Annotated in this window: 8 protein-coding genes; 5 read left to right on the plus strand and 3 right to left on the minus strand. The window is 34.3% G+C overall.

Translation table 11 applies throughout. From position 1 onward, the window contains the following. Nucleotides 1–74 precede the first annotated feature (74 nt). Nucleotides 75–1,391 carry an RIP metalloprotease RseP gene (rseP, locus tag IEV72_RS06645; RefSeq protein WP_188458321.1) on the minus strand — a complete coding sequence of 439 codons (1,317 nt, stop codon included), beginning with the start codon at nucleotides 1,389–1,391 and terminating at the stop codon, nucleotides 75–77. Nucleotides 1,392–1,848: 457 nt separating this feature from the next. Between rseP and dgt the strand changes: the two genes are divergently transcribed. Then, the gene (dgt, locus tag IEV72_RS06650) at nucleotides 1,849–3,195 is read left to right on the plus strand and encodes a dGTP triphosphohydrolase (protein WP_188458435.1); all 1,347 of its coding nucleotides are present in this window, start codon (nucleotides 1,849–1,851) and stop codon (nucleotides 3,193–3,195) included. A 101-nt stretch (nucleotides 3,196–3,296) separates the two neighbouring features. On the opposite strand, the gene IEV72_RS06655 is transcribed toward dgt, so the two are convergent. Together IEV72_RS06655 and IEV72_RS06660 are read right to left on the minus strand one after the other, a co-directional pair. After that, the gene (locus IEV72_RS06655; protein WP_188458322.1) at nucleotides 3,297–5,195 is read right to left on the minus strand and encodes a DUF3858 domain-containing protein; all 1,899 of its coding nucleotides are present in this window, start codon (nucleotides 5,193–5,195) and stop codon (nucleotides 3,297–3,299) included. A 39-nt stretch (nucleotides 5,196–5,234) separates the two neighbouring features. Continuing rightward, complete coding sequence (locus tag IEV72_RS06660; RefSeq protein WP_188458323.1) at nucleotides 5,235–7,229, minus strand: DUF3858 domain-containing protein; 1,995 nt, start codon at nucleotides 7,227–7,229, stop codon at nucleotides 5,235–5,237. A gap of 422 nt (nucleotides 7,230–7,651) precedes the next feature. Here IEV72_RS06660 and IEV72_RS06665 point away from each other — a divergent pair, with 422 nt between their 5' ends. From IEV72_RS06665 to IEV72_RS06680, 4 genes are all read left to right on the plus strand, one after another. Then, the gene (locus IEV72_RS06665) at nucleotides 7,652–9,748 is read left to right on the plus strand and encodes a prolyl oligopeptidase family serine peptidase (RefSeq protein WP_373283996.1); all 2,097 of its coding nucleotides are present in this window, start codon (nucleotides 7,652–7,654) and stop codon (nucleotides 9,746–9,748) included. Between the two features lie 91 nt (nucleotides 9,749–9,839). Beyond that, nucleotides 9,840–10,475 (plus strand): porin family protein, encoded by a 636-nt coding sequence (locus IEV72_RS06670; RefSeq protein WP_188458325.1) that lies wholly within the window; start codon nucleotides 9,840–9,842, stop codon nucleotides 10,473–10,475. A gap of 77 nt (nucleotides 10,476–10,552) precedes the next feature. Continuing rightward, nucleotides 10,553–11,179, plus strand: coding sequence for a porin family protein (locus IEV72_RS06675; RefSeq protein ID WP_188458326.1), 627 nt, complete (start codon nucleotides 10,553–10,555; stop codon nucleotides 11,177–11,179). A 184-nt stretch (nucleotides 11,180–11,363) separates the two neighbouring features. After that, the gene (locus IEV72_RS06680) at nucleotides 11,364–12,500 is read left to right on the plus strand and encodes an ATP-binding protein (RefSeq protein ID WP_188458327.1); all 1,137 of its coding nucleotides are present in this window, start codon (nucleotides 11,364–11,366) and stop codon (nucleotides 12,498–12,500) included. Nucleotides 12,501–12,502 lie beyond the last annotated feature (2 nt).

Here is a 12,502-nt window from a genome sequence, read left to right on the forward strand (position 1 = left end):
TTACTAAGCGGATACAAATATAAAGCTAATTTTACTTTCGCAAAATATTTTTCAGCAAAAAGTAAAAATATTTTTTATTCAAATAACCAGCGGTACACATCGTTCCCATTAGCGAACAAAACCAAGGCTATAATGATAAAGAAACCGATTACTTGTGCGTACTCCATTACTTTTTCATTGGGTTTTCTACCGCTTATCATTTCATATAATAAAAACATTACGTGACCACCGTCTAAAGCAGGAATCGGTAAGATGTTCATAAAAGCTAAAATAATCGAAATTAATGCGGTTGCCATCCAGAAACCTTGCCAATCCCAGCCACTCGGGAACAAACTTCCTATAGCTCCAAAACCACCAACCTGAGTTGCTCCTTCCTGAGTAAATACGTATTTAAACTGCGTTGCATAATCTTTTAAGGTCCAGTAACCATAATCAAATCCAGCCGAAATACTTTCAGCAAAACCATAGGTTTTGGTTTCAATATCAAAATGCCCACCATGAATTACGCCAATTAAACCTTCATCGTTAGGGGTAATTTCAAAATCTTTTGTAATTCCATCGCGAGAAACTTGAACAACAACCGGTTTGGTTCCATTTTCCTTCATTCGCTCGCTAAAATCAACACGATTTAAAATTTCTTTTCCATTTAAGGCAACAATCTTATCTCCTTTTAATAGTCCTGCTTTCTCGGCTGGACTATCTACATCCACACTATCTATTTGTGGCTTAATAATCGGATAGAAAGAAGTTTCTACTTCTCCTGAAGTAAACAACTGCATTCCTATATCTTCTGGAAGAGAAATGCTTTTATAATTGCCATCCCGATTTACCGTGATTTCTTGCACATCTCTTAGCAACAAATGCCGATTAATATCAATCGGGTTTTCAAAATCTTTTCCGTTTACTTCTACAATTTGGTCGCCATCTTCAAAACCTAAATCTTGCATAATTGGCGAAACGGTAAAACCTTCCTTCAAACTTTCAGGACTTACATATTTTTCACCCCACACAAAAAGCACCATCATGTAAATTGCAAAACCTAAAATAATATTAACGGTTACGCCACCCAACATAATAATTAAGCGTTGCCAAGCTGGTTTACTTCTAAACTCCCATGGTTGCGGTGGTTTTGCCATTTGCTCCTTGTCCATGCTTTCATCAATCATCCCCGAAATTTTCACATAACCGCCCAATGGCAACCAACCAATTCCGTAAACAGTATCACCAATTTTCTTTTTAAACAAAGAAAACTTCAAATCAAAAAATAAGTAAAACTTTTCAACTCGGGTTTTAAATAATTTCGCAGGAATAAAATGTCCCAATTCGTGAAGGACAATCAATAAAGACAAGCTCAACAACAATTGTATGGCTTTTATAAAAAATGGATCCATGTAGTATTTTTCAATTCAAAAATCGCACAAAAGTAAGCTTTTAAATAGAGATAAAAAAGATAGCATGCAGCAGTTCAAACATTTTAGGTTTTGTTTGTGCTTTGCAATGTATAATCAGTAGCCAAGAACCTGCTTTCCACTGCAAGTCCGCAGCACAAAATCACCAAAAAATAAGTTCGTCAGGAGCTTCTAACGTCGCTCTGTCAAACTCTTTTTTGTAGTGTTTTATGCTTTACGGGCTTTCTGTTGCAATCAGGGCTAGGGTTTTTAGTTTCAATTTGAAATTGATGAGAATTTAAAATCAAAACTTCAACTAAAAAGAAATTACACGCTGAGGAAGTACAGCTAAAATGAAGTCAGCATCATTTCCAAATTATCACATTCGCATATTGACACTTAATCTCAACAATTCAAACTTAAATTTTCCTACTTTTGAAATCAAATTTTGAACGCTATGATGCAGTGGGAACAACTTCTTTCATTAAGAAAACAAGGCGATACAAACAAACGCCTTCGCAAAGAACAAGACGAAACCCGTTTGGGCTTTGAAGTAGATTACGACCGAATTATTTTTTCTTCAGCTTTTAGGAGTTTGCAAGACAAAACCCAAGTCATCCCGCTTTCTAAAACCGATTTTGTACACACGCGACTCACGCATTCTTTAGAAGTATCGGTGGTAGGACGTTCCTTAGGCAGAAAAGTAGGACAACAATTGTTGCAGAAACATCCACATTTATCAGCAACACACGGCTATCATTACCATGATTTTGGCGCTATTGTAGCAGCTGCGGCCTTGGCTCACGACATCGGAAATCCACCCTTTGGACATTCTGGCGAAAAAGCTATTGGCGAATTCTTTAAGTCAGGCAAAGGCCAAAATTTTAAAAATGAACTTACCTCAACACAATGGCAAGATTTAACGCATTTTGAAGGCAATGCCAACGGCTTCAAATTACTTACTGAAGACAAAGAAGGAGCGCCAGGCGGATTGCGCATTTCTTATGCTACTTTGGGTGCGTTTACCAAATATCCCAAAGCCAGTTTACCCCACAAACCCAGCAAAAAGATAGCCGATAAGAAGTTTGGTTACTTTCAACAGCAAGCTGATTTTTTTAACGAGGTTGCTTCAGAATTAGGTTTAGTTATCACTTCTAATCAAGGAGAAGAAAAACGCTTTACGCGCCATCCATTGGCCTTTTTGGTAGAAGCGGCAGACGATATTTGCTACACCGTAATCGATTTTGAAGATGGCATCAATCTTGGCTTAATTGAAGAAGATAAAGCCTTAGAATACCTTTCTAAAATTATTGCAACACGCATCAATACCGAAAAATACAGTCAATTAAAACACACCAAAGACCGCATGAATTACTTGCGTTCTTTAGCTATTGGATCTTTAATTGAAGAAGCCGTGAGTATTTTTCTAGCAAACGAAGATGCTATTTTAAAAGGCGAATTTCATCAGGCTTTGTTAGATGCATCCAAATACAAAGCGCAAATAGACGACATTATTAAAATTAGTGTTGAAAAAATTTACCAAAGCCGAGAAGTCTTGGAAAAGGAAATTTCAGGCTATAAAGTTTTAACTACTTTACTAGATGTATTTACCAAAGCCATGCAAAATTACAAACAAGGCACAGAAAACAATTTAGACCGTTTGGTATTAAAAAGCTTTTTAAGCGAAGTTAATTTTGACAATAAATCTACTTACGAAAGCTTATTGGCTATCTGCTCGCATGTAGCTTCCATGACCGATGGAAATGCACTGCGCGTGTTCAAAAAATTAGAAGTAGGAAGTATGTAATTACTCAAATTTACTTTGGATAGCTCAGATTTACAATCTGAACATAAGGCATAATTTCTTAAGAATCAATTTCATTTTTTAAAGAAAGTTTCTCAATCAAATTAATCTTGCTGAATAACCACTTTAGATTGGTCTTTTTTCTGCACTTCAATTAAGAAATTTCTGAACTCTTCGTATTCATCTTTGGCGTAGTCTCCTGAGTTCAACTGAAACCTACGGTGCACGATTAATTTAGCATGTTCAACTTTTATTTCTAGTGCATATTTGCCAAATTTTGTATCTATTTCAAAAGGATCTGGAAAAGCGTCTACATGATAATTTTCTGGTAAAATATATGTGTAAAAATCTTCATCTATAAATCCACTATTGATTACAAATGGATTTTTCCTTTCACTATATTTTCTTGGAACCACAACAGAAGCATTTAAAGGATTGACATTAAAAACAAGCCGATTTCCTACTTTCTTTGCAAAACCTTCTGATGTTAATTGTATTTTTTCTGTAAAAACAACTGCTTCTTTATCGTTCTCAAATTGAACATCTTGAATGTTTAATTTTGGTAAATCAGCCCAGTTTTTCTTATACTTTTTCTCTACATCTTCTAATTTCTGAATTCCATTTACATAACCTTTGCTGTATTGTGCACCTTGAGATTTTTTTTCAAACTGAGCGCTCATGTTGCCTTGTGCGTCAAGTTCAAGCTTGTATGTGTTTATTTGTAAATTCGCTTTGTCTGCAAAAACAGCGGTTCGTTTAATTTCTCCACCTTCTTTTTTTACTACAAGTACATTTCTATCGCTATTAGAAACGCCAACATATCCAAACGGGAAATAAGCGCTTGTACATTCTAACCAAATATCTTCTTCGTTTTCCAGGGGAATATTCAAAATCATGTGATTACCTTGTATTGAAGGAAAATTTTCGAACATGTCTTTTTTCTGTTGCTCACTTTTTAAAATTGTCCAATAAGAATCCACCCCAACTAATTTAAGCAATGCGTGGGTATAGTTAGTCAATCCTTTGCAATCTCCATATTTTACTCTATCTACATCTAAAGCACTAATGGGTTCCCAACCACCAATACCAATAGCAACATTTACATAGCGCATGTGGTTTTGTACATATGCATAAACTATTTTTGCCCGTTGTATGGGATCATTCACACCTTCAACTAACTGCAAAACTTCTCGGGTGGTTTCCCTTGAAACTTCATCTCTGCCATGAATTAGGTTGTTGTACATCCAAGTACCAAATTCTTTCCAACTATTTACTTCAGCATCTACACCATGTAAACTAAATTGTTGCAAAGAAAAATATACATTAGGAATAAACTCGTCTCTAGATGGCTGATAAGCTTCATTTCTGTATGCAGGTAAGTTTTCGGCAGTAAAAACCAACTTATTGTTTTTATCTTGATAACTTATGCTATGGTAGTTTTCAAAATTACTTATTCTATGCTTCAAACCTAATTTAGCATCATCCGTTATTTCATAAACCGATTTTACCACCGATTGAGATGGATTAGAAAGCGGCAACCAAGGATAAATAAATCCGGTTGTTTCATTGGTTAGTTCGTATTCAAATTGAACGGTATAAGGATAGCTGGAAGCTGAGTGTTTTAAAGCATAATATCTTGCATCTGTGTATAAGGTGCTGCGTCCAGTCGCGCTTAAATTACTAAAGTCCTTTTTTCGGTAAGTCTTAATTTTGTTTCCATTTTCATCGTAAATAACAGCTTTTAAAGATTTAACTTTAGTTCCATCTCGGAAGTGAACGTAGGCATCAACATCTCTATCTCCATTTCTATTAAGCACGGGGACTACTCTTTTGTAAGTCATTTCCAACTCATCTATATCTAGTAAATCTATCTTTCGATATTCTTCTCTTACTACAGAATTTACGTTTTCTTTTAAGGATTTTTCAATTGCTGGATAAGAAATGTTTTGCGCAGTAGATAAGTTAATGAACAACCATAAAAAAAGTAAACCTGTTTTTTTCATAAACACTTGGATTTATTGAGCACTTCCTTAAAAATTAATTTACAACTTCTTTAAAACAATCTGTTCATTTTCTTTTTCAAAAACTTGGTCGTGAAACTCCTTTAAATAAGAATAATATTTATGATGTATGAATGTAGTTTTACTGCTTTGCTTCAAATTAATAATAATTTGATTCCCATTAACTTCTGCGCTATAATTGTACCTGCCATAATTATTAGGTAAGATTACATTTAAGTCTTCTGGAACCCAATCTACTTCTAGGTTTCCTTTTAAATTAATAATTACATTGTACTCTTTTGAATATGGAAAAGAAAAATCTACCGGATAACTGCGGTCTTCTTCAATAAATTTAGGTTTTTGACTGGCAAGAAAAAAAAGTGGATTTACATAAATTTGATCTTGTACAACATCTCCCACTTCGCCAACTTCAAAAGTAAAATGTTCGGTTACATCTTCCATTGGATTTTGCATACCGCTAATTTGATGCTCTAAAATTGAAACTCCCATATTTCTATTTTCTAAAGCTTCTAGGTAAGCTTCTCTATCTAAGCTGGAATTATTTCTTCTCTGTTGGTTGGCTAAATAATTAGTAAATTCTCTTTTCACTTCGCCATGTATGGCGTTGTTTTCATAAAAATCAATTTCTAAATCAACTTTTTCGTGAGATTTCAACTTCGTGTCAAGGTTTACTTCTGCAGAACTTCCATCTTGTTTAATTATTCTTCCTTTCCAATTTAAGGTTTCTTCTCTTAATAAATTTGGCGCGCTCAATTCATCGGAAGCATCATAAAGATAAAGATCATCATCTATATGAACTGCGGTAATTACATAATTAAATCCATACAAAGTCGGTGCAACATGTATACCGTGATCTCTTGTGCTTAAAAGCAAAGGGGCGGCATCTAAGCCAGCTTGACGCATCATCATGGTTAAAATGTAATTAATTTCGGCAACGCTTCCTGTACCTTCATCGTAGACTTCATCAAAATTTTTCTGAGTCGAAATTCCTAACCGATTATTCCAATTCATTTTGTTTTTCAAAAAAACAAGAATCGCATTTGCCTTTTCTTTTGGGCTTTCAAAGTCTTTGGTAATTTCTTCCGTGGTAGACTTTAAAAATTCTGAATCGTTGAGTTGTTCTCCAAGGTTTTTATTTTCAAGGACAGTTGTTACCACATCGTCCCAAGTTTTATTGATGTATTTATATTCTTTTTCATCAAAATTTCTATAGCCGGTCATTTCTAACTTAATAGAAGACTTGTAATTGTCTATATTATGAACAAAATTTTCGCTGTTTATAGGCATTACGTCCTTAGCTTCTATTACAATTTGCTTTGCTTTTACTAAAAGAGAACCATCAGCGGCGGGTCCATTTTCGTGTGCTTCAATAGGAAGCGAAACATTGATGACATCTTCGCTTACTTTTAAATCGTGAAAACCTATGTCGTATCTTCTGTAAGCAAACATTCTTGGAATTTCAATTTGAAAAGCCGCATAATCTACAGGAATATCTTCTTGAAAAACTTGGGTAGGCAAAGACTCAATTCGGTCTGATGTAACCACATAAGAATATTCAATAATAGAACCATCCTGAATCTGTGGCATTGTAAAAACAGCGTAAGACAAATGATCTCTTTTGTCTTCCATAAACACATCTTCATCTTTAATTTTATAAGATTTTTTCTTATTTCCTTCCAGATTGTAGGTGGTTGCTTTAATTCGGCTCACTTTATCAGCCGCTAAAAATTCGGTTTTATTAAACAACGGAATACGCACAATAGATTGATTATAGCCACTTTTGTCATAAATTTTAATTCGCTTGGTTACTTCCATAACATATTGCCAGCGGCCACCACGTTTGTAGGTAATCTCACTAGAACTATAAAGCACTGCCGCACTAGCAGTAGAATCTCTCGGGTGTTGTTTTTCGCGTAAATCAGATTTTTTAATTCTATTCAGTTTTTCAATCTGGCTGTGAATATTTCCAGACATTAAGACAAAAAGAAACAGGAAAACAAAATTTAATTTAGGCATAATTTGGATTTTATAGTCAGGCAAAATTGTCTCGTCAAAGTCAATTTATCTAACACAATTTTTCATAATGGCGTTCGGGCAGGCTTTTCGTTACAATTCCTCCTTGGTAAAGTAAATTTTTCTAGCCTTGGTCAATAGCTTCCAAAGGTCGCTTTGCCAATCCTTAAAAATATAAACTTTACCATGTCCGGGATTTTCACTGCAATCCTTAACGCAATTTTCACATTTCAAATATATAAATTTGAAGAAACGCAGCAAATTAAATGAGAATCAGAAACTTTTAAATCAAAGAAAAGCTTCTAATTAGGGAAAAGCATTTTAAGAATGATTTCCTAAGTAAGCTAAATTCCTTATTTTTACTGAAACATAAAACGAAAATTAAAAACATGAAAAATTATATGCTACTCGGTTTGGGTGTTTCTATGTTAATAGGATGCGCTACCGAAGAAGAAGAAAAACCTGAAACCATGCTGTATCCAGAAACCCGAATGGATGAAACCGTAGACACATATTTTGACCGCGAAGTAAAAGATCCATATCGCTGGCTTGAAGACGACCGAAGCGAAGAAACCGAAGCTTGGGTAAAAGCACAAAACGAAGTTACTTTTGATTATTTAGCAAAGATTCCTTACCGCGAACAGCTCAAAAAACGCCTTACCGAAATTTGGAATTACGAAAAAGTTGGCGCCCCGTTTACTCGCGGAAATTACACCTATTTCTATAAAAACGACGGTTTGCAAAATCAGTCAGTTTTATATCGTTATCCAAAAGATGCTTCCATTGAAGATGCAAAGGTATTTTTAAATCCAAATGAATTTAGCGAAGATGGAACAACTTCTTTAGCAGGATTAAGTTTTACTGAAGACGGAAAAACAGCTGCTTATTCCATTTCGGAAGGCGGAAGCGATTGGCGAAAAATTATTGTCATTGATGCCGAAACGCGTGAACAAAAAGAAGACACCTTAATGGATGTAAAATTCAGTGGTATTTCTTGGTTTAAAGATGAAGGCTTCTACTACTCTAGTTACGATAAACCCGAAGGAAGCGAACTTTCTGCCAAAACCGATCAACATAAATTGTACTACCACAAATTAGGTACTTCCCAAAAAAAGGATGAAGTGATTTTTGGAGCCACTGCAGATGAAAAACACCGTTATGTTGGTGGAAGCCTAACTGATGACCATCGTTTTTTGGTCATTTCAGCATCAAAGTCAACTTCTGGAAATCGATTATTCATTAAAGATTTAACCAAGAAAGATGCAGAGTTAGTTTCGGTTATAGATCATTACGACAACGATTTGTATGTGTTAGACAATCACGACGAAAAGCTATTTTTAGTAACCGATTTAGATGCGCCTAACAAAAGAGTTGTTCATGTAAATGCAAGCAATCCATCACCAGAAAATTGGGAAGATTTTATTCCTGAAACCGAACATGTTTTATCACCATCTACCGCTGGTGGATATTTTTTCGCCAATTATATGGTAGATGCCGTTTCACAAGTTAAGCAATTTGACAAAGAAGGAAATTTAGTTCGTGAAGTAGATTTACCAGGTGTTGGTTCAGCAGGTGGATTTGGAGCCAGAGAAGAAGATGAAGTTTTGTACTTTTCGTTTACCAATTATACCACACCAGGAAGCATTTACAAATATGAAATTGAATCAGGTGAAACCGAATTACACATTCAACCAGAAATAGATTTTAATCCTGAAGAATACGAAAGCAAACAAGTGTTTTACACTTCAAAAGATGGAACAAAAATACCGATGATCATTACCCATAAAAAAGGAGTTGAACTTAACGGAAACAACCCAACTATGCTTTATGGTTACGGTGGTTTCAATATTTCGTTAACGCCTTCATTTAGCACGGCAAATGTAGCTTGGTTAGAAAATGGTGGTGTTTACGCAGTTGCCAATTTACGTGGCGGTGGCGAATATGGAAAAGATTGGCACAAAGCCGGCACTAAAATGCAAAAGCAAAATGTATTTGATGATTTTATCGCCGCAGCAGAATTTTTAATTGAAGAAAATTATACTTCATCAGAAAAATTAGCCATTCGCGGTGGTTCTAATGGTGGTTTATTGGTAGGTGCATGTATGACACAAAGACCAGAATTATTTCAAGTAGCATTACCAGCCGTTGGTGTTTTAGACATGTTGCGTTACCACACCTTTACTTCTGGCGCAGGTTGGGCGTACGATTATGGAACATCTGAAGATGATTTAGAAATGTTTGAGTATTTATTGAATTATTCTCCCGTTCACAATGTAAAAGAAGATGTAGAATATCCAGCTACTTTAATAACCACAAGCGATCATGACGACCGCGTTGTTCCTGCACACAGTTTTAAATTTGCGGCAGAATTACAAAGCAAACAAACCGGAACAAATCCAACTTTAATTAGAATTGAAACCGATGCGGGACACGGAGCTGGAAAACCAACTTCTAAAACCATTGAAGAATATGCCGATATTTTTGCCTTTACTTTTTATAATATGGGTGTAGAGAAATTGTAAGTTTTTAACGTTTTTCGATTTAAAATACCCATTAAGGGGTATATAACTATTACCGAATTAAATTTATTTTTGTATTCCTAAAACAAATAAAATGAAAAAAACATTATTATTAATTGTATTATTCGTGGCTTCAACAAGCATTGCTCAAAGTGTTAAATATGGCATTCGTGGTGGTTTAAATTTAGCCAACGTAGATTTTGAAGTTTCAAGTAGCGGAGTTTCTGTTGGAATAGATACCGACTCAAGAACTTCATTTTATGTGGGTGGTTTTGCTGAATTTTCATTGCCAGATTCAGAACATAAAATACAAACGGGTTTAGGTTATCATGCTAATGGGTTTAAATATAATTTTGATGAAGAAAAAGGTAACTTTTTAATCTCTCAGATTAATATTCCTGCTTTATTTAAATTTAATGCAGCTAAGGGTTTATATATTAATGGTGGTGCTTATGTTGGAATAATTGTAGCAGCTGAAGCCGAAGTAGAATACTATGATTTTTTTGAAGATCGAACCATTAAAGAAACCGAAGATGTTGGCGATGCATTTAACACTTTGGACTTAGGCCTTTCTTTAGGAGCTGAATACAATTTAGATAATGGACTCTTTTTCGACTTAAGATACAATTATGGTTTACTAGATATTGCAACTGATGACGAAGGTTTTGATGGAGAAACTGTTGAAATTAAAAACCGTGTATTCATGCTTGGCTTAGGATACAAGTTTTAAATAAGCTTATAAATATAAATCCATTTAATAGCTTGTAAAGCATAAAAATTAATATTTTCGCGGAAATTTATACAAACATGAAAAATATTTTTACTGCACTCTTAATTGTTTTTTCAACATGCATTTATGCGCAAGAATCATTTAGTGGTGTTAAAGGTGGATTTAATTATGCAACCGCAGATTTTAGCTCGAATACTGTAGATATTGACAACAGTTATATCGCTTCATTTTATGGTGGTTTATTTGCTGAGTTTGGCCTAAAAAAAACAGAAGATAAATTAGAGTTAGGATTAATTTATCATAGAAATGGTACAGACTATAAAGTTACTGCTGAAGGAGATGCTATAGAAAAAGGCTTGGTTTATGTAAACCAAATTAACTTACCACTTACCTACAAAAAGAGCATCAACGAAAATTTATTTTTAACAGGTGGTGCCTATTTAGGAGTTATACTTTACGCCGATGCACAATACGAAGCTATCAATTCTAATTTTTCAGAAACCATTGAAATAACCGATGATTTTGAAATGTTTGAAGCTGGATTAAGTGTTGGAGTGGAATATAACTTCAACTTCGGTGGATTTGTAGAACTTAAATATAACTATGGGCTTACAAACACTTATAAAGACGAGCCTGATACTATTGAAGGGGAAGCCGATTTTAAAAACCGATTTTTTCTTTTAGGTGTAGGATATCGATTTTAGAAATATCATTTAACTCATTCCAAAAGGCTCTTTTACTTTAAAAGAGCCTTTTTTATGCAAAATGATAAAATTAGAACATCAACACTTTCTCACATTAATAAGTTACTCTTCACAATCAATTAATCCTTGTTTTAACATCTTTGGCTGAAAAATAATTTATTTTTGGCAACTAAGTTGAGAAACTATGATTAACAAACGGCTTTTGATTAAAAATTTACTAGCCCATAACGACGAAAATAGTTTTTACGACAAAAAGTTAAAACTGAATATTGGTAGTCAGGAAGGGAAAGCTAAATTTTTAAAACACATTTGCTCCTTAAGCAATAGCAATCCAACAAACAATGCGTATTTGGTAATTGGCGTGCAAGATGAAGACAATAGCATTGTGGGCGTAGATTTCTTCGACGATGCTAAGATTCAAAACTTGGTAAACGCCTACTTAGAAAACCCACCTATCGTGGCTTATGAAAACATTCCATTTCCACATTTAAGTAAAAATAAAGTGGTGGGTTTGGTGAGCATTCGCCCTAAAAATGATTACAGCATTTGTTCGCTCCGCAAAAACATTTGGAAATATTACGGCGGAACAGTTTTTATGCGAGAAGGTAGCATCAGCAAACCCAAAGCTTTCGATATTGTTATTAAAGAAATGAACAGCAATCAGGTAACTGCTATCGAAAAACATTCTGAAAACAACATTGAACTTACGTTAGATGGTGTTTTCGATTTTATGAAACAAAACGAAGCTTACCAACCCAAATACAAAGTTTTTAAGGAATATTTTGTGCTCTGCTGGGCAGGAAAAAAGAAGCATAAAAAACAACAAACTTTTTATTCTCGCGTAAATATCGAATTGGTTAACGAACAGGTAAAACTATTTTATTCCAATTACGATGAAGTAGAGATTGAAATGGGAAAAGACTATTTTGAAATCTTAGAATATGTTCATCTAGGCTTGCAAAAAAGCTTCAAATATTACCCATTAGAAAAAGTAAGAATCGATTTTAAGAATAATATGACTTACGATATTTCATCTGAGTTGGTATTTCAGCCACCCGTTTACGATGCTAAATCGCTTCATCATTATTACAATATGAATACCACTTTGCTTCAAAAATTAAAGAAGCAAATTCAATTAAATGAAACCGAAAAAAAAGATTTAATCAACTTACCTTCGTTATATCTTATTAGTCACTTAAACGGTTTTAAAGAAGCTTTAGATAAACTAGAAGAAGCCAAGCCTTTTTTAAGAAGCTATCCAAAAGCTTACGAAAAATATAAAGAAAATATGCGCATTTTACGCAAAATCAAGTACAACTAATC

The sequence above is a fragment of the Psychroflexus planctonicus genome (assembly GCF_014640195.1).
Taxonomy (GTDB): domain Bacteria; phylum Bacteroidota; class Bacteroidia; order Flavobacteriales; family Flavobacteriaceae; genus Psychroflexus; species Psychroflexus planctonicus.